Source organism: Veillonella parvula, assembly GCF_040097785.1.
Classification (GTDB): domain Bacteria; phylum Bacillota; class Negativicutes; order Veillonellales; family Veillonellaceae; genus Veillonella; species Veillonella parvula_D.
This window is the reverse complement of record NZ_JBBNNS010000002.1, coordinates 299914-320131: the sequence shown is the minus strand read 5'-3', so window position 1 is coordinate 320131 and position 20218 is coordinate 299914. Positions and strand designations below refer to the sequence as shown.

General features: G+C 39.5%; 15 protein-coding genes. 11 read left to right on the top strand and 4 right to left on the bottom strand.

Annotated features, from left to right (window positions below; all coding sequences use genetic code 11):
* Positions 1-30: 30 nt before the first annotated feature.
* Positions 31-804, bottom strand: a complete 774-nt coding sequence (locus tag AAA071_RS05530; RefSeq protein WP_323726793.1) for a DUF4931 domain-containing protein — start codon at positions 802-804, stop codon at positions 31-33.
* 117 nt (positions 805-921) lie between these two features.
* Here AAA071_RS05530 and AAA071_RS05525 point away from each other — a divergent pair, with 117 nt between their 5' ends.
* The 4 genes from AAA071_RS05525 (at position 922) to AAA071_RS05510 (ending at position 4807) form a co-directional block, all read left to right on the top strand.
* Entirely contained in the window at positions 922-1443 is a 522-nt protein-coding gene (locus AAA071_RS05525; RefSeq protein WP_314932702.1) for an 8-oxo-dGTP diphosphatase, read from the top strand.
* 126 nt (positions 1444-1569) lie between these two features.
* Complete coding sequence (gene mutY, locus AAA071_RS05520; protein ID WP_323726773.1) at positions 1570-2667, top strand: A/G-specific adenine glycosylase; 1098 nt, start codon at positions 1570-1572, stop codon at positions 2665-2667.
* Between the two features lie 16 nt (positions 2668-2683).
* Entirely contained in the window at positions 2684-3865 is a 1182-nt protein-coding gene (locus AAA071_RS05515; RefSeq protein ID WP_316604386.1) for a metallophosphoesterase, read from the top strand.
* Positions 3866-4243: 378 nt separating this feature from the next.
* Complete coding sequence (locus AAA071_RS05510; RefSeq protein WP_349234066.1) at positions 4244-4807, top strand: hypothetical protein; 564 nt, start codon at positions 4244-4246, stop codon at positions 4805-4807.
* Between the two features lie 153 nt (positions 4808-4960).
* Here AAA071_RS05510 and AAA071_RS05505 read toward each other — a convergent pair whose 3' ends face one another.
* Positions 4961-6316, bottom strand: a complete 1356-nt coding sequence (locus AAA071_RS05505) for a class II fumarate hydratase (RefSeq protein WP_287531264.1) — start codon at positions 6314-6316, stop codon at positions 4961-4963.
* Positions 6317-6813: 497 nt separating this feature from the next.
* Here AAA071_RS05505 and AAA071_RS05500 point away from each other — a divergent pair, with 497 nt between their 5' ends.
* Both AAA071_RS05500 and AAA071_RS05495 read left to right on the top strand, forming a co-directional pair.
* The gene (locus tag AAA071_RS05500; protein WP_349234065.1) at positions 6814-8892 is read left to right on the top strand and encodes an OPT family oligopeptide transporter; all 2079 of its coding nucleotides are present in this window, start codon (positions 6814-6816) and stop codon (positions 8890-8892) included.
* Positions 8893-8903: 11 nt separating this feature from the next.
* Complete coding sequence (locus AAA071_RS05495) at positions 8904-9749, top strand: polysaccharide deacetylase family protein (protein ID WP_004694875.1); 846 nt, start codon at positions 8904-8906, stop codon at positions 9747-9749.
* A gap of 93 nt (positions 9750-9842) precedes the next feature.
* Here AAA071_RS05495 and AAA071_RS05490 read toward each other — a convergent pair whose 3' ends face one another.
* Together AAA071_RS05490 and AAA071_RS05485 are read right to left on the bottom strand one after the other, a co-directional pair.
* Positions 9843-11213 carry an S-layer homology domain-containing protein gene (locus AAA071_RS05490; RefSeq protein ID WP_004698262.1) on the bottom strand — a complete coding sequence of 457 codons (1371 nt, stop codon included), beginning with the start codon at positions 11211-11213 and terminating at the stop codon, positions 9843-9845.
* A 183-nt stretch (positions 11214-11396) separates the two neighbouring features.
* Positions 11397-13112, bottom strand: a complete 1716-nt coding sequence (locus AAA071_RS05485; RefSeq protein ID WP_302131983.1) for an S-layer homology domain-containing protein — start codon at positions 13110-13112, stop codon at positions 11397-11399.
* 535 nt (positions 13113-13647) lie between these two features.
* Here AAA071_RS05485 and AAA071_RS05480 point away from each other — a divergent pair.
* From AAA071_RS05480 to AAA071_RS05460, 5 genes are all read left to right on the top strand, one after another.
* Positions 13648-14385: a (Fe-S)-binding protein gene (locus AAA071_RS05480; RefSeq protein WP_004698263.1), complete on the top strand. Its 738-nt coding sequence runs from the start codon at positions 13648-13650 to the stop codon at positions 14383-14385.
* A 12-nt stretch (positions 14386-14397) separates the two neighbouring features.
* On the top strand, positions 14398-15843 hold the full coding sequence (locus tag AAA071_RS05475) for a LutB/LldF family L-lactate oxidation iron-sulfur protein (protein WP_004694882.1): 1446 nt from the start codon (positions 14398-14400) through the stop codon (positions 15841-15843).
* Positions 15843-16571 carry a LutC/YkgG family protein gene (locus AAA071_RS05470; protein WP_004698205.1) on the top strand — a complete coding sequence of 243 codons (729 nt, stop codon included), beginning with the start codon at positions 15843-15845 and terminating at the stop codon, positions 16569-16571. The genes AAA071_RS05475 and AAA071_RS05470 overlap by 1 nt, the downstream gene beginning before the upstream one ends.
* A 176-nt stretch (positions 16572-16747) precedes the next feature.
* Positions 16748-18139, top strand: coding sequence for a cation:dicarboxylate symporter family transporter (locus tag AAA071_RS05465; RefSeq protein ID WP_008602231.1), 1392 nt, complete (start codon positions 16748-16750; stop codon positions 18137-18139).
* A 250-nt stretch (positions 18140-18389) separates the two neighbouring features.
* Positions 18390-19943, top strand: coding sequence for a nitrite/sulfite reductase (locus AAA071_RS05460; protein WP_302131984.1), 1554 nt, complete (start codon positions 18390-18392; stop codon positions 19941-19943).
* Positions 19944-20218: the final 275 nt, after the last annotated feature.

Sequence of the window (20218 nt, the reverse complement as noted above, 5' to 3'; positions counted from 1 at the left end):
TATCAAATTATGTACGGTCTATGGTTAGCGCTATTTAGTAGCTTGAAAATAAGGCGTAATATCGTGCTTGATTTTAGCAGCTCGTCCCTCATCGCAAGTTTGTGGAATTTTGTATCCTACATAGAGGGGCGTCGTTACATAGCGCGCCACTACTTTGATGTAATCATAGCCGTCCTCAAGATTATATACGAAGTAATTATAGGACTGGCTAAAGTTTGCTACACTATGCAATACATAGCGCAAAATTTGCTGTAGGCGAAGGGCTACAGCACGAACCGGTGTATCTGGTTTAAAGCGAATATTGTACTCAAAGAACCCGATAATCGGATGGGTAGACAAGGTGATGCGTACATCTTGATCCTCGTGTAAGAGCCAACCCTCCATATTTTGCACCGTAATATCTTTATGGTAATCGTAATTCTCAAGGCCTATGATTTGGCTGTGAGGATGGCGAATAGAGCCACCGGACATATAGCCATAATTCTTGAAGAACAGTACGGATTTAAACTCTTTACGCTGACGAGTTTCGCGCCATTTATCGAGACCAAATTGGAGAATATGGGCGGCTTCATCTGTAGGTAAGGTGGAAAATTCGCCTTCGTCGGTTTCCGTTTCAATGATGACGGTAGGCCAAGTTTTTTCTAATACAGGATACTTGTTCATGAGCCATATAATATGACCTGATGTATCGAGAATATCCGTTAATTTGGAACGATCACAGAAGGGACAACGCACTTGTTCATTGCGAATATTGACGGGCTTTGTCCGTCCTAATTCGATATTAAATCTAAGTGGTTTGTTCATCATGTGCCTCCTCCCTTGTAAGAAATTCTATACTCTTAATCATACCACAACTAGCACATTCGTACATGAAATAATGGTATAATAATAATGTGTTATTTTTGTGACTAAGGAGGCCCTATGAAACCAACGACGCTCGTATTTCCCATTGATGAACAAAATCGTATATTGTTAGGGCGTAAGAAGCGTGGTTTTGGGGCTGATAAATATAATGGTTTCGGTGGTAAACTAGATGATGGTGAAAGCTTCCGAGAGTGTGCCATTCGCGAACTCTATGAGGAATCTGGCCTTCAGGGGACCCCTGAAGACTTAGAATGTGTCGCGGCTTTTGATTTTCAATTTCCTTTTGATGAAAGCTTAACGCACGTGAGTTATGTGTATTTCTTGCGTGCTTTCACAGGCAATGTAGAGGAAACAGACGAAATGGAGCCTCATTGGCTAGAACCGAATCAAATTCCTTATGGACATATGTGGGATGGTGACCGCAGATGGTTGCCGATGTTGTTAGAAGGTAAGAAATTAAAAGGACCTATTGTGTTTGGACGAGATAATAATATGGTGGATAAGATGGATTTGACCACTGTTGATACTGTTCTTGAAAGCGAACACTTGGCGCGCATCGATCTGTATATTAATGGATGATGAATGTACGATTTGTTACAATTTAACGTTAAAATCGTTATCTGGTGGGTATTGGAGTATAAAATAGGGACTATGTAGCCGTGAAAGTGGTACTAGGCTCCTAAATTTATAATATATTGAGGTAATATGACTGATAAAAAGAACCCAAAGTGGGTGCCACAGCTATTGGCGTGGTATGATGTACATAAACGGGAGTTGCCGTGGCGCGATTGTGGGGACCCTTATAAGATTTGGGTGTCCGAGGTGATGAGCCAACAGACGCGCATTGAGGCGATGAAGCCCTATTATGATAACTGGATGCGTCTATTTCCAACCTTGGAGGATTTGGCAAAGGCCTCCGAAGATGAGGTGGTTCACGCATGGCAAGGGCTTGGTTATTATAGTCGTGCTCGTAACTTGCGTCTTGGCGTAAAGGACGTCGTTGAAAATTACGGCGGTATCGTGCCTCATGATCGTAAGACCATGGAGTCCTTAAAGGGCGTAGGTTCTTATACAGCAGGGGCTGTGCTGTCCATGGCGTACAACGAACCAGAGGTGGCTGTAGATGGTAATGTGTTGCGCATCTATGCTCGGTTGTATCGCATCTTTGATGATATTTTGAGCACTAAAGGTAAAAAGGCTATTACGGCTATCGTAGAGGAGACTTTGCCTCACGATCGACCTGGCGACTTTAACCAAGCCTTGATGGACTTTGGGTCTGCCGTATGTATTCCAAAGACACCCCGCTGTGGCGAATGTCCTATTGTAAATATGTGCGAAGCATACCAACATAAGGATACAGATAAACTACCTGTGCGTATCAAGAAAACAAAGGTAGTAGAGGTGCCTTTATTCGTGGGGATCTTGCAGTATAAAGGCTATTATTTATTGCATAAACGGCCGAACCGTGGACTCTTACGATCCATGTGGGAATTCCCATCTGTGGAAATGGTATCTGCCTTTGAGGACGGAGAACGAGGCCTTGAGGAATTAGTTCAGGCCCTTGGCTTTGAGTTATCTTTGCAACCAGTACTTGTGAAAGAAATAACACATATTTTCTCTCACCGAAAATGGTTTATGAAAGCATTCCGCGGTGATTTAACGTACACAGGGGACGCTAATAATATATTGATTGCAGATATCCAACAGCAATTGCCAAAGGACTGGATGCTCATCAAGCGCGATGAGTTCTCCGACTATGCTTGGGCGGGACCTCATGGTAAACTGACGGAAATCGCAAAGTAATTTGTAGGAGCAATGAATGAGAATTCTATTTAATATCATTTTTTCTGCCATCCTCGCAATAGGTCTGGTAGGATTTTGGACTCTATTCCTCAACTTGTGGAAGCCTAAAAAGAAATGGCCTGCCTGGGTGGGCTATATCATCATTATCGGTGCGTGGTTCGCGGCTATCCGATACTATATACTCAATCAAGTGGATTTATATGGTACGATGTACTATCCTTTGATGAATATGTTCCGTACTGAAAGCTATGGATTCCTCTTTGGCGTATTCCTAGCGATTCCTGTATTTATCATACTTAGTCTATTATATTGGACAATTAATAAGATTTGGAGCAAAACACCAGAGGAAAATAGAACGGGTCGTCGTGCTTTCTTTAGAACTGCTGCAACTATAGTGCCGTTGGCTACTATCGGTGGTTCTAGCTATGCTGCCTTTGCAGGTCAACAAGAGGTAGTAGTAACGCATGAAAGCTTTGGCTACACGAATCTACCACCTGGTTTGAAAAACTATAAAATTGTTCAACTTAGTGATATTCATATAGGTCCGAGTATCGACTTAGATGACTTTGATGAAATCCTGAAACTAGCGCTTTTACAAAAGCCTAATCGCGTTGTTATCACTGGTGACCTCATTGATAAGCTTGCATGGTTGCCGCAAGTCTGTGAAAGACTGACAACCTTTGCAAAACAAATCCCAGATGGGGTTGACTTTATCTTGGGAAATCACGAGTATCATCACGATGTAAATAAGGTGCTGGATTCACTTAAACGAAATACACCTATGAATATTCTTGTGAATAGTAATATTCAAATCATGGGGGGCAAACAACCTGTATATATTGCGGGCGTTGCGTACGATAACGATCGGGAAAAAGAAAAGCGTGAAGCTATGATTGATAAGGCTTTATCTGGAATTCCAGACTATGCCTTTGTTATCCTATTGGCTCATCACCCTGAATTCTTCGAAGAATCTATTGAACGAAAGATTCCGTTGACTCTATCTGGACATACCCACGGAGGTCAAATCGTATTTATGGGTATGCCGTTAGTACCAACAGGCACACCATATACAAAAGGTCGCTATGTAGAAGAACAAAGCGTATGCTACGTTAATAACGGCACAGGACACTGGTTCCCAATTCGTATCAACTGTCCACGAGAAATTACGGTTATTACATTCTTTGATGGAGTAGCTTAGTTTGAAAGACAAACTCACTATAGGTATACATTAATGTATAGTAAATCCTTTATTTATAAAATCCTTATATGTATTATTGTGCTTATGCTATTTGATATCTCTCTAATCTACGATATGACAGCGGATATATATAAGAGATATCTCAAAATAGCAATACTAGTGGCAATTGGATGCCATTTAGATTTATACCTGGAACTTAGTAAACAAGAAATACTGCTAATACAGGCGTTTAAGAATGATACATTTAACGAAACCTATGAACTGTTAAATACAAAACAGGCGATTTTCATTATAGCATTGGCCGTGCTAATGAATACACAGCTTATGTGACTATAGAGGATTAAGGGTTACCAAATAAAAGGGGTATTGTATTTAGAAATGTGGACATTTAAAAAGATTCTTATTACTATTCTAATTTTATTTCCTTTTTGTTGGTTCTATAATTTTGATTTAGACGGTACAATGAATTGGGCTTTAGGACGATATGAATGGCCGTATCAATTTAATATGGCATTACGGGATAATTGGAAAAGAGTAGGAATAGAAGGTTATGTCTTTTCTTATGAAACACACTTTCCTTTTATATATGTTTATGGGGCTGGAGGGTTCACAAAAATATTGAATATTCCATTTATAGGTTATATAGAGAAACTGCCCAATGATAGTTTTTATAATCAAAAAGGAGACGGTGAAAAGTTAAGTTATGCTGATGATACAATAGATGATATGAGAAAAGCCTATGGTAGTACACTAGTTATTTATACATCATTTAATGATTTCTCTATACATGACCAAGAAATTTTTAGAAATATGGTAATAAATACAAAAGCAAATGATTACAGACCTCCATATAACGCAAATGCTGTTCAAGAAGGATACGTTAATATTATTAAAGTTTTCAAAGGGTTAGAAGCTTTATTAGGTCAAAAAATTACAATCTAATTTTTTTAGTCTTATAAAACTTAAAAGAACGCTATAGTCTAATCTTCAGTAATAAGTAGTACTGAAGAATTCAAGACTATAGCGTCCTTTTATGTTCCGTTCATTTGAGGTATGAGAGGATGTTACAGATATGTCATAGAGATGTGAGAGATTTTATTTCATGCGAACTGCTTCAGCAAATTCGTCTTCTGTCATGAGTTTTTCTTCCAAGATGATTTCTTTAATAGAGCAACCGCGTTTGTACGCTTCTTTTACAACTTTAGCGCTCTTATCGTAGCCGATGTACGGTGTTAAGGATGTTGCGATCATGAGGGATTGTTCTACGAAGAAGTTGAGTTTTTCAGGTACGAATTCTACACCGTCGATACAGTGTGTTGTGAAAGAATTCATCGCATCTGCGAGGAGGCGACAGCTTTCAACAAAGTCATAAATCATGATAGGCATATATACGTTCAATTGGAATGCACCGCTACCTGCACAGATTGTCATAGTCGTATTATGGCCAAATACTTGGGCGCATACCATGGTCAAGGCTTCACATTGTGTAGGATTTACCTTGCCTGGCATGATGGAGGAGCCCGGTTCGTTTTCAGGAAGATGCCATTCGCCGTAGCCACAGCGAGGGCCAGAGCCTAAGAAGCGCACATCGTTAGCGATTTTGAATAGGGTAGTCGCTAATGTGTTAAGTGCACCGTGAGCCATCATAAATGCATCTTTGAGAGCAAGTCCTTGGAATTTGTTATTCTTAACGCGGAATGGAGCACCTGTTACCTCTGGCAATACAGTTTCCATAACGTCTAGATAGCCCTTAGGTGTGTTTACACCTGTACCGACCGCAGTACCACCGAGTGCTACGTCGAGGAGGTGGTCAGCATTTTGAAGGAGCATAGTTTTGGCAGTTTTTAGGCCGTCCACAAAGGCGCTAATTTCTTGGTCTACCATGATGAAAGTAGCATCTTGTAGATGGGTACGACCAACTTTTTGCAAGCCTTTCCCTTTTTCTTGCAATTTTTCAAAAGATCCGATAAGGCCATCCAATGCAGGAATTACGCGTTTTGTAATTTCAAAGTACGCACAGATATGCATTGCCGTAGGAAATGTATCGTTTGTACTTTGGCCGCGGTTTACATCGTCGTTAGGATGAAGCGGATTGCTTTCATCTAACTGTTTAGCCCGGTGAGCGATTACCTCGTTCACATTCATATTCGTTTGTGTGCCAGAACCTGTTTGGAATACAGTTAATGGAAATTCTTCATCCCATTTGCCGTCCACGATCTCATCTACTACTTGAGCGATGAGTTTCGCTTTTTCCTCAGTTACTGCGCCACACTTTGCATTGGTTAAAGCACATGCTTTTTTTACAAGCGCAAGCGCTTTGATTTGCTCAATAGGGATACGGTGGTCACCGATCTTAAAGTTATTGAACGAGCGTTGCGTTTGAGGTCCGTAAATTCGTCTAGCGTCGACTTCGACTGGTCCCATTGAATCATATTCAATTCTTGTTTCCATAATGTTTACAACCTCCTTAAAAGACATGCCGACTCTATTGTCGGTACTTTAATTATATAAAATCCTGTATATTTGTACAGAATAAAAGAGAATGATTTCTATTTTCATATAATTGATAGGTGTATATGCATAATGCGCATATACACCTATCTCCTCCTTACAATATATATGTGATGATTTATATTCAATTTGTATACATGTTTTATATAATGCTGATTTGAGAGGGAGAAGACGATAGCCCAAAATGACTTAGCGGCCCCACGGAGCGGGATAGGTGGCTTTGGAGGCTTTTGGAGGGCTACCACGCCTAATAAAGTGTTTAGGGTACAGAATAGACCTTTTAAGATATCTGTTGGAGGAAGCTAAATTTATAATCTTTTATATGTATACATTATAAATATCGCATATATATTGAAATCATCGCTTTAACACGATAAAATGGAAGTAGCTTAGTATATTGTTTTAAGTTTATGATTTCACAGAGGAGGTAAGTACTTATGAAACATGACTTTACGAGCCATGACCTTCATCTGCCGGAACTGACGTTACGTGGGATGCTACTTGGTGCATTGATTACTGTTATTTTTACAGCATCTAACGTATATCTCGGTTTGAAGGTAGGTTTGACGTTCTCGTCATCCATTCCGGCAGCTATTATTTCAATGGCAATTTTACGGTTCTTCAAGGATTCTAATGTTCTTGAAAATAACATGGTACAAACGCAGGCTTCTGCGGCTGGTACATTGTCCGCCATTATCTTTATTTTGCCAGGTTTACTCATGCTTGGGTATTGGAATGGCTTTCCATTCTGGCAAACATTCCTGCTCTGTGCCTGTGGTGGCTCTCTAGGTGTATTATTCACCATTCCATTGCGTCGTGCCATGGTAGTGAATAGCGATCTACCATATCCTGAAGGTCGTGCAGCAGCAGAAATTTTGAAGGTTGGCTCTCACAATGGTGAACAAGGTCCTCAATCTAGCTCTGGTATGACAGACATCGTGTCCGGTGGCTTTGTAGCTGGTCTTATTAGCCTCTGTGCAAATGGTTTTAAGGTGCTTGGCGATAGCATGAGCTTCTGGATCCCTGTAGGTAGTAAAGGGATTACTCAAATTCCTTTGGGCTTCTCTACAGCGTTGTTAGGTGCTGGTTATCTTATCGGTATCGCCTCTGGTATCGCTATCCTCGTCGGTGTACTCATCGCATGGGCTGGCTTCGTGCCTTACTTCACTAACATGTTTGCTCCAGATGGCGGTGCTACTGCTAAGTTTGCAATGGCTATTTGGAAATCTAAAGTTCGTTTCATCGGTGCTGGTGCTATTGGTATTGCTGCGATTTGGACTTTGATTACCTTAATCAAACCTATCATCGAAGGTATGAAAATTTCTGTTAAATCCATGAATAGCAGTTCCGCAGAACGTGAATTGCATCGTATGGATACAGATATGAGTACAAAATCCGTTTTAGGTGTATTCATACTTATTCTTATTGGTTTAGTATTTACATTCTGGGATTTCGTATCTGTCGTACCTATTAGTGCAGGATTAATGTGGACACTCGTTGTAGTAGGTATCGTAGTAGCTTTATTGATTGGCTTCTTCGTAGCTGCAGCATGTGGCTATATGGCAGGCCTTATCGGTACATCTGCTTCTCCAATTTCTGGTATCGGTATTTTAGCGACTATTATTTCTTCCTTAGTTGTATACTTTATCGCAGCGGAAAATAATTTATTTGCTACACAAGAAGGTGTTCAGTTCGCTACTGCTATGGCTATCTTTATGACATCCGTAGTTATTGCGATTGCATCTATTTCTAATGATAATTTACAAGATTTGAAAACTGGCCAACTCGTTGGTGCTACACCTTGGCGTCAACAAATTGCCTTGTTACTTGGGTCTGTAGCTGGTGCCATTGCAATTGCTCCAGTTCTTAACTTACTTTACCAAGCATACGGTTTCACAGGTGCGTTACCACGTGCCGAAATGGATCCAAGTGCTGCATTATCTGCTCCTCAAGCGACTTTGATGACTACCATTGCACAAGGTATCTTCAACTCTAGCATGGATTGGGACTATATCTTAATCGGTGTTGGCGTTGGTGTTGTGGCGATTATCGTCAACTTGATTCTCAAGAGCACAACTGCAACCTTAACATTGCCTCCATTGGCTGTTGGTATGGGTATTTATTTACCACCTACTTTAGAAGTACCGCTTATTATTGGTTCTTTCGTCAGCTACTTCGTAGGTCGTTATCTTGTAGCTCGTGCTAAAATGCGTGCCGGTGAGCTTGCTGACTACGATGTAGAGCAATCCAACCGCCGTGGTGTTCTCTTTGCTTCTGGTCTGATCGTTGGTGAAAGCTTGATTGGTGTAATCATAGCTGTTATTATTGTATTGTCTGTTACAACTGGTGGTGGGGAAGCTCCACTTGAATTAGTAGGTCCTGAATTTGAAAGCACAGCACAATGGTTAGGATTGCTTGCATTCATATTTGCTGGTCTCTATCTTGTTCGCCGTGTTGTTACACACAAGTTCAATAAAGAAGAAGCTCTTGCTATGAAAGCTGAGCAAGAACAATAAGAGGTTAAACAATGAAATTAAAACAGTCTGTACTCATCATTATGGCTGCTGCATTGCCAGTAGTCTCCTTCGCAGCAAGCGAAGTAATACCTGTAACGCAAGATACTGTAAATGTACAAGCAAATCAAACAAATGCGAAACGTGTTAATCGTAATGATTTAACATATCGTATTTCTAGTACTGCTACACCTGAGCAAAATCGTGCGTTGCGCTCTAAAGCGTCTAAAGTAGATCGTAATGCAGTGGAAGTGGTAGCTCCAAATGCGGACCGTTATATGGATCGTAAAGAGGTTGCTGTATCACCTGTGGAATCTACTACAGATCATTTGGATTTAGTATTCCCAGAGGTTAAATCTGTTAGCCCTGCGGTAGAAAAAGCAATCAATACGACCATCAAAAAGTATGTTTCTAAAATACAAAATGATGTAGAAAAGTTAAATGCTAAAGAATCTGATAAAACAAATGTAGTTATGTACTATGATGTTAAAACAGATAAAAACGGTATTTTCAGCGTATTGATTCACACATATACTATGCGTGATCATGATGCCAATGGTGTAAACTATGTAAAAGGCTTCACATTTAACACTACAACAGGGCGACAATTGTCCTTGTACGATCTTGGTGGTCTTAATAAAAAAGAACTGGTGAATGCGATTAATAATAATCAAGATGTGAAAGATAAATTAGGTGGCGATGTAAATATCGATAAAATGCCTACTGAATTCTACACAACAGATGATTATTCCGTTGTAATGATCTTGCAACAAGATGTGGATGCAATCCATAGCGCAGGTACGGTATATGTACCAGTTGGTATCTTGCGTGACCGCGAAAATGATGTAACAAAAAAATAATCGAACTGTGTAAATTCGATTATGTGTGTATAGTAACAGCTGTTTAATTGTGAAAAGAACCGCTCCTAAGGGGGCGGTTCTTTTTTGTCTATGTTATTGTTTGTCGTTATAATAGTTTACGCGTGGTGGTAATGGGAATTGAATGTTTCCGTCTGACTTTGTAAGTGGTTCTGGTGGTAACTGTAAGAATACATTATCATGGAATTTCTTTTTAAATGCTTTCAATGTCGATTTTTGAATAGAATCAACGGTAATGAGAAGGGCACTTGTATCAGTATTTGGGGAGATGGAAAGAATCTTTCCTTGAGGTTCTTTTTGTTGGTAAAGGGCGATGGCATCGGATTGATACTCCTCTAGTTGGGCCTGATTTAATTTACCTTTTGATACGACTACAGTTCTATCTAGCTGTGGATCATGAGCCTCTGTAATCGCTTTGGAAACAAGGTCAGTTTTCTTTTGATCCGTTAAAGATGCATGTAATTGGCCTGCCTCCCAGAATAGAGCTCCGTCTTGACGGAATTTGGTGAAATCATTGCCATAGCCTAATGCTTTGTCGATGATATTAGCTGTTTTGTTTTCTACTTGTTGCTTGAACAATGTATTGTGGAAGGCAAGTGCTTGTTCTGTTTGTGTCATGCGGTACGCAATTTCCGCTGCTTCTGCACGAGTTACATATTTTTCAGGGTTAAACAATGTACCTGGAGCGTAGTTTGTGAACCCAAGATAGGCAAGCTCGCGAACGGCATCTTGTGCCCAAGGAGCTACAAATTTTTGGTCTCCATAGGCTATATTATCAAGAACTGTTGGGTCTTCAGTGGTATATCCTAAGTAATGGATATAGTTATCTGCTACTACCGCAAACTCTTGGCGGGACATATATTTCTCAGGTTTATAAGTGTCATCACCATAGCCGCTGATGATATTCTTGCGAGCTACAGATTCAATAGCAAGAGCAGACCAACGGTCAGATGTAATATCTTTAAATTTACTTGATAAAAAGGCGGCCGTACCATCATCCGTAATATTGTTGAAGAGCGCTGCTACTTCTTCACGTGTCATAGGTTGGTTAGGTCGGAATGTACCATCAGAATACCCTTTCATTAGGTTTGCTTTTGTTACAGTGCTAATCGAGTTAGCTGCCCAAAAATCACTAGGCACATCTGTAAAGATGTGGGCGCGGATTTTTTGAATATCTTGAGGTGTACCGATAGAGGTGTTTACAATTGCAGGTGATGCGGTATTAGTAGATTTAACGTTAGCCGCTTCTGTTTTAGTAGTCTCCATCTTCGTAGCATCTGTTTTAGCCATTGGTGCTTTAGTTGTTTCCATTTTAGTGGCTTCAACAGTAGTTGCAGGAGCATGAGTTGTAGTGGTTGTGTTTGCAGAAGCAAAACCAAGGCCTGTTGTAGTCAATAATGTGCCGAGTACGAGGGCACGTAATGCGTGAGGGGTATTCTTGTACATAAAAATCCTTCCTAATCATGGTAAAGGCTAGCGCTTGATAGCCGTAGAATATAAACTTTCACCAGCATAAAAAGCTATATCCGTCGCATCATAGTCAATTAGTTGGCATGCATAGTGATATACAACAAAGCAGCGTAGTACTGTCGAGTATACGCTGCCTTGGCTGGTTAAGTGTAACGCCGATTAGCGTTTTACTGTCATTTTTACTTTGGAACCGAATAATTTAGAGATTCCTTGTTGTGTTTCTTTAGATGCTGTAGATACAACTGCGTAAAGTTGGTTATTTTCTACATCAGGGAATGTAGCTAGAATTGTACCTGCTTTTTCATTTTTGTTGTAGTAGTTGCGGAAGTTTGTATCGATTGCATCGTATTCAGCTTGGCTGTATTGGGAGGATTCAACTACAACATAGTTATTTACAGTAGAATCACCACGGTTTGCAAGGTTAGCTTTTACTGTGGAAATATCGCTGTCTGTTTTCAAAGCTACGTGTAATTGATTGTCACGCCAGTACATTACGCCATAATTTTGGAATGCATCTTCTGTTTTATAAGTTTTATTTAATTCAGAAAATACTTTGTCTTCTAATGCAGCTTGTTGTTTTTGATCAAGTGCTTTTAGTGTGCTGCGACGAACAGGGCGAACGGCACGAGTAGGTTCAGCTTTTTCAGCTACTGCAGCATCTTTATTGCCTTTTAGGTCTTTTTCAACTTTTTTTGCATCAGATTTTACAGCTTTATCAGCTTTAGCTACATCTTTTTTAGCGTCTTTACTTACTTTAGATGTATCTTTCTCTAATGCTGTATCAGCTTTTTTGGCATCTTCTTTTACAGCTGTTTCAGCTTTAGCTTCAGTTGTAGTGTGTTTTGGTGTTGCAAGGCCAGCACCATTAAGCATACGATTTAAGATTGTTGCCGCTTGTGCTCTTGTTACAGGTTGTTTAGGGTTAAAGTTTTCTGTTGCCCCAGATGCTACGATGCCTCGTTGTGCCATGTATTGGATATCTGCCAAGTAAGCAGAGGAGATGCTAGCTTCGTCCTTGAATGTTACTTTTTCTGCTTTTACAGGTGTAGAAAGATTCAATTTTTTAGCTAGACTAGCAGCAGATGCAACGAATTGTTCGCGGTCCATAGTTTTGCTAGGTGTGAAAGCTGTTTTAGATGTGCCGTCCATTACGCCTGCAGCACTAACTAATTTGATAGCAGAGCTAGACCAACGATCTGCTTCCACGTCAGAGTAGGAGGTAGAGGATTCTTTTGTTGCAATCTCTGCTAATTCTTGTTCGTTTAAGTTGTGTTGTAGCACTTTGCCATAAATAGCAGCTGCTTGTTCACGAGTAATTTGTGCACTAGGTTTGAATGTATTATCAGCATAACCAGAAAGGTAACCAGCTTGTGTCATTGCTTGGATAGCATCGCGAGCCCAGTTATCTTTTGTGTCAGGGTATACACCAGTAGGTAAGTTTTCTTTAGTTTTTACAACTTTTTTACCTTCTACCTTTGCAGCATCTTCTTTTACATCATTTTTTACGGAAGTATCAATGCGTTTAACGTCATTTTTTACAGAAGTATCAACGCGTTTAGTATCGTTTTTTACGGATGTATCAGCGCGTTTAGCAGCGTTTTTAGCGGATGCATCAGCATGTTTTGCATCACGTTTTACAACTGTGCTACCATGTTTAGCATCATTTTTGACGGATGTATCAATACGTTTAGCATCGTTTTTAACAGATGTATCAACACGGTGTTCATCCGCTTTAGCAGATACCTCAGCTCTAGTAGCCACATTAGATACTTCAGATTTTATATGAGTCGCAGTTGTTTCAGCGTGAGCCATGCTGAATGTAGAACCAAGGGCCAATGTAATTGCTAAAGACAAGGATAATTTATTTAGTTTCATGAAAAGGGCTCCTTTCAAACTATACTTATATAAAATAAATTATAACACTTTTTAAATTTATACACTACTATAAGAAAATGTAATCTATAAGGATAAAACTTACATGAATTTGAAAATTTGAGTACCATTATATAAATATAGAATGAAATATAGATAAAAGTTGATTTTCTAGTAGTTAAAAAAGTAGTTAAAAATGCAAAATGATAAACATTCGCAAAATCTAGATTTTATAGGGCTTTTACAAGAAAAAATGATAAATGAAATAATAGATGTGATAAAATTCAATGTTTGTTATTACAAAAAGTCATAACGATATAAGAAATAAAAGGGTACATACGAATATAGCAATTCTTTGGACAATATCTACATGATTAATTTATAATTATAGCGATGAGCTTTTGAATATTTATTTGAAAGCATAAGTAATGTTCAGGGCAGAAATTTAGTCGAAAAATTCACTACTAAAAATTGCCATAACACATACATATCAAAATTTTTTATTAGGTTAAGTACTAGAAAAGACGAGGAAGATAATATGAAAATTCATCTTTTCCAACAGTGTTTGATTGACATGTTCTACCCTCATGTAGGTATGGCTGGTGTAGAAGTACTTGAAAGATTAGGTTGTGAGCTTGTAGTACCTAAGAAACAAGTATGTTGTGGACAAATGTTCACTAACTCCGGTTATAATGACGCGGCTATGGACGCAATTAAGAATACAATCGAATGCTTTGAGAACGCTGAATATGTAGTCAGCATGTCCGGTTCTTGCGCTTTTGCAATCCGCGATGAATATCATCATTTCTTAAAAGATCAACCAGAGTGGTTGGCGCGCGCAGAAAGATTGAGTGGTAAAATTTACGAATTCACTCAATTTATTACTGACGTATTAGGTGTTGAAGATGTAGGGGCTCGTTTTAACGAATCCGTTACATACCATACATCTTGCCACGTAACTCGTTTGATGGGCATTAAAGAGCCTCCTTTCAAACTCCTTAAAAACGTTAAAGATATCAACTTGATTGAATTACCACGTGCAGATCGTTGCTGTGGTTTCGGCGGTACTTTCTCAGTTAAAAACCCTGAAATCAGTGAAGTTATGACACGCGAAAAAGCATTGGAAATTGCTGGCACAGGTGCCAACGTTATCTCCGGTTCTGACCAAGCGTGCTTAATGAACATCGCTGGTATGCTTGATCGTCTTCATAAAGAAGGCGAAATTGATCGCCGTATCAAAGTTATGCATATTGCTGAAATCTTAAACTGCCGTTAAGGAGGAGACGACATGGCACTTATATATGACAATCGCCCCTATAAAACACGTATAAAAGAATGTTTGGCTGACGATTTCAAAGTTGCAGCTATTAAAAAAGCACAAGACGTGTTTTATGATAAACGTAATACAGTAGTTGCGGATGTTCCTGAATGGTTAGATTTCCGCGCTGAAGCGGCTAAAATTCGCGATCACGTACTTAACAACTTGGATTACTATGTAAGTCAATTTGCTGACAATGCTGAAAAAGCTGGTTCTAAAGTTCACTTTGCGTTCGATGACAAAGAAGCGACTCAAATTGCATTAGATATCCTTCGCCAACGCGAAGCAAAAATGATCGTTAAATCCAAAACTATCTTAACTGAAGAAATTGGTTTGAACGAAGTATTAGAAGAAGCTGGTATTGAAGTTAACGAAACTGACTTGGCTGAATTTATTTTGCAAACTGCAGTAAGTCCTCCATCTCACATCGTAGTACCAGGTCTTCATTTTGAACGTAACAAAATCCGCGAAATTTTTGCTGAAAAATTAGGTTATACAGGAACTGAAAACCCTACGGAAATGACTCACTTTGTACGTGGTTATGTACGTGAGCGCTTCTTAAAAGCTGATGTAGGTGTTAATGGTTGTAACTTTGCAGTTGCTGAATCTGGTACATGTACAATCGTTTCCAACGAAGGTAATGGTCGTATGGCTAGTTCTATTCCTAAGACTCAATTGATTTTCTTAGGTACAGAACGTATTGTTCCTGATTTCAAAGCTCTTGATGTTATGATGGAAATGTTGAACCGTTCTGCAGTAGGTTCTAAGATTTCTAACTACTTCTCCATGATGACTGGTCCTGCGCGTCCTGGTGAAGCTGATGGTCCTGAAGAAACTCATATCATCATTATTGATAACGGTCGTTCTGGCATCTTGGGTGGTACATTCCAAGAAATGCTACGTTGTATCCGTTGTGGTGCATGTATGAATATCTGTCCTGTATACCGTCACGTTTCCGGTCATGGATATGGTTCTGTATATCCAGGTCCAATGGGTGCTGTATTGACTCCATTATTCAAAGGTTACGATGTAGCCGGCGATCTTCCATATGCTTCTACATTATGCGGTGCATGTACAGAAAACTGTCCAGTAGCTATTCCATTGCATGAATTGTTGATGGAGCACCGTCATATCATGGCTGATATTGAAAAGACTCGTCCAAAAGCAGAAGAAGCTATCTTCACAGCAGCTGCTAAGATGTTCGGTAATGCAACATTATTTGATCTTGGCACAAAAGCTGGTGCTATCGGTATGAACTTAATTAGTAATAAAGAAGGTAACATGCCTGAATGGACTCAAGCTATTCCAGTTATGAACGGTTGGACTAAGTCTAAAGAGTTGGGTTCCTTGAAATTCAAGAAATTCCGTGATTTATATGCTGAACATGAAAAGAACAAGAAGAAGGAGAAAAAATAATGGATGTAGCTAAACGTAATCAATTTATTGCACGTTTATCTCGTGCATTAGGCCGTGATCAAGAAATGTGCCCTGCTTTTGTAGAAGGCTTTGATTATAGCCATGGTCCTCAAGAAACTATGTTCCAAGATTTGAGTCGGGATCAAATTTTGACAATGTTTAAGGAACAATGTCAACGTGTTGGTACAAAATTCGTTGAAACTACACCTGACAAACTAGGTGAAACAATTTTTGCAGCTATCGAAGACTGGGGAAACGGTAAAATTGTATTCCCAAGCTCTCCTGAAGTAGAAGAATATAAATTAAAAGAATTGTTCGAACAAGATGCAGCTAATAATGGTGGCACTCGTACATACTTCCAATGGGATCCAGCTAAAGGTCGTGAAGAATGTATTTCTAATACTGCTAATGCTGATATTGGTATTACATTCCCATACTGCGGTATTGCAGAAACTGCTACTGTAGTACAAGCTTCTGGTGAGGACTCTGGCCGTGCGATTAGCTTGTTGCCTACAACACATATTGCTGTGTTGTATACTGATACAATCAACCCTCGCATGACACAAACAATGGAACATTTGGCTGAACGGTATCACAACGATCCAGCTAAGTTCCCTACAAATATCTGCTTGATTTCTGGTCCGTCCCGTACGGCGGATATCGAATTGGTAACTGTAGATGGTGCTCATGGTCCTATCCAAGTAACTTATATCTTAGTTAACAGATAATATAATAGCTAGATTTACTAAAGGCGATTTTCTTCTGGAAAATCGCCTTTTTGGTGTATATATTACAGAATACATTAAATGTTACCAAAAAATAAATATTATACTTGTATTTTTTTCGATATATGCTATACTAAGTTCATAACCTATTGTTGTGATATGAATTAAAGAGGTGTATTATGAATATTCCATTCTTTACAGATTACCTCATGTTAAGCAATCCACTAAGTATTGGTATTATCGCGGTGTTTGTGCTCGTGTTAATTGGTATTTATGTATTGCAACGCAAGGGCACATCCTTCGGTAATCTTGTTATTATTGGTACTATTGCTGGTGCCGTACTTGGTATAGCGGTCCAAATTATTGCAGGCTTCCCTGATGATCCATCCAAAGTGGTTTACATCAAGGAAAGTACAAAGTGGTTCTCTCTCGTAGGGGGCGGTTTCATCGACTTAATCCGCATGCTTGTTATTCCTATCGTTTTTATCTCTATTGTTCACGTTATTTTACACATGGAGGCAGGAGCTAACCTCAAAAAGTTAGTAGTTGCCATGATTTCTACAAATCTCGGCATGGTAGCCGTTGCTGCTATAGTCGGCCTAATTTTGGGGAATGCCTTCGGTTTAGGTCAAGGTTTTGATATTGTTGAATCTGGTAAGAAGATTCGTGAAATCAAACCTATGGTTGATACATTCCGAGCACTAATCCCAAGCAATCCGATTCAAGCGGCTGCTGAAACAAATGTTATCGGCATTGTCGTATTTGCAATTATCTTGGGTAGCGTAGCTCGTCTGTTAAAACAAACAGGGACAAACTCTATGGAGGTGTTCACAAAACTATTTGATGAACTTCACCAATTGATTTCCTGGGTAGCTGATTTCATTATTGGTCTTATGCCATATGGTGTAGTTGCTTTATTAGCATCTACATTGGCAACACGCGGTGTACAAGCTATTCTTGATATGGGCTTGTTCGTAGTATTGCTTTACGTTGGTCTTTTGATTATGTTTGTCGTACAAGCAATCTTGATTACTAGCTTTGGCTACAATCCGATTACATACTTCAAGAAAGCGAAAGCACCACTCTTATTGGCGTTCACTTCTCGTTCTTCGATGGGTGTATTGCCATTAACTGTAGAGACTTTGACAAAACGTCTTGGTGTAAATGCTACAACTGCTAATACAGTAGCTTCCTTCGGTACTACTGCGGGCATGCAAGGTTGTGCGGGCGTGTTCCCAGCACTTGTTGTGGTGTACATCTCTAATGTAGCCAATATTCCATTTGATATGACTATGTATATCATGAGTGTTATCGTTATTGCTATTGGTTCTGTTGGTATCGCAGGCGTGCCAGGTACGGCTACAATGGCGGCATCTGTATCCCTTAGTGGTACAGGCCTTGGAGCATACTTCACCTCCATTAGCCCAATTCTAGCTATCGATCCATTGATTGACATGGGACGTACATGTTTGAACGTATCTGGGTCATTAACAAATGCTTTGGTAGTAGACAAAATTATGGGAACCATCGATAAGGATGCATACAATAATCCTAACGAAGGTCGAGTATAATAACTAGCAATACTTAATCATATAATTATTATAAAAAGGGGCTGTAGCTGAATGTGGTAAAACCACATTTGGTTACAGCCTCTTTTGCCTTTTTTAAAAGTGATAATTATTACAGATTGTAAACTATATTATTAAGAATCGATATTGAAATTGTGAGCTTAGCTACTAACATACTTATGCATATATGGTATACTAAGCGTTATAAAGTTACGAATTATGCTTAATAAATATAAGCCAAGAGGGTAATAGTATGATTACACAAGAATTGAAAGATCGATTAATTGCAGATTATCCAAAGTTTGAGGATATGACACATAAGTTCTATAAGAAAGAACTATCTATTGCAGATTATAAAGGGCAGTCCGGTGCCTATGGTAGTTACGCTGAGCGCGGTGCAAATACTGGTATGAGCCGTTGGCGTTTCAATGGTGGCCGCATGACGCGCGAGCACATGCAGTTTTTAGCGGACTCCATTCGTAAATATAACCTACAACACGTACATTTCACTACTGGCCAATGCTTACAAATGCACGGCCTCGATGGTGATACAATATTAAAGCTCTATAAGGAATGTTATGATCACGGTATTTACAACCGTGGTGCTGGTGGTGATAATCCCAATGTGGTAGCTAGTATTTTACGCGGCATTGATCCTCGTGAAACTCTAGATATTACGCCATATGCAACGGCTATTAGTGAATTTCTTATGGAGCAAATGTTCTATATCAAGATTCCTCGCAAATTTAAAATGGGCATAGATAATGGTTTTGATAGTACCCCACATTCTACGTTCAAGGACCTAGGTTTTAACTTAACAAAACACAATACCTTTGATGTGTATGCTTGTGGCGGTATTGGTCCTAATCCTCGCATTGGTATTCCGGTGGCACATGATGTAGCGCCTGAGGATGTTTTGTACCATGTGAAAGCTATGCTTATGGTCTTTTCTAACCATGGTAACTTCAAAAACCGCGGTAAGGCTCGTACTCGTTACATGCCTGCTGAAATGGGTGGGGCGGAAGCTTTCATCAAAATCTATGAAGAAACCCTAGCTATGGTAAAAGAAGTAGAACACCTAAGTATTAATCCGGCTGATTACGCTTATGAAATTACAAAAACTGGTAAGCGTGATGCTTCTGTGGAAAACTATCGTATTCACCGTCAAAAACAAGACGGGTTATACTATGTAGAATACCATCCGGCAGGTGGCGATGCGAACGTTGAACACTTGCTGGCGGCCCTTGACTATGCGGTGACACTTGATCAAGTTGAAGCACGTATTGCGCCAGACCAAGCATTGTTCTTCATCAATCTCACAGCTGATGAAGCACGCAAAATTGCGGAATTAACTGATGACAGCGCTAAAAATGATTTCCGCCGTTCCGTATCTTGCGTTGGTTCTACTATATGTCAGATTGGTATGCAAGACTCTAACGGTCTTTTGAAAGATATCTTCGCACACCTTGAAGAAAAGGGCATAGATACAAGAAAACTACCTCGTTTACATATATCTGGTTGCCCACACTCCTGTGGTACACACCAAATTGGCGAAATTGGTTTCCATGGTGCTGTAAAATTAGTAGATAAGAAACCTATGGTAGCATTTATCCTTGTAGACGGTGGCTCAGAACACATGGGCTCTGAAAACTTCGGTAAAATGGCCGGCAATATTGTAGCTACAAAAATTCCAGAATTTTTGGAATCTTTGGCAAATATTCTAAACCAATCCGCAGAACCAGACTTTGGGACCTGGAGAATGACACATAAAGCGCAATACATGGAACTTATAAAAGCATTTGAGTAAATCTTCTCCGCTTGTGATGGGGCCCTGTTAGATTGCGACAACTCAATAAATAATAAAAAGAGTTCCCTCTTTGCTCCGTTCTTCGCAAAGTCGCTGCATAGGGAACTCTTTTTATTATTTGAGCGTCTGCTATTAACCGGTCCCATCACAAGCTACATCTGATATTTACTGAATATGCTTTTATAATTAGAGGAACGGAGAGGCGAGAGCGGCTAAGTAGTTTTGACTGAATTTGCATCAAGACAAGCCAGTAGATTATCCTCTGGCTAGTCCTT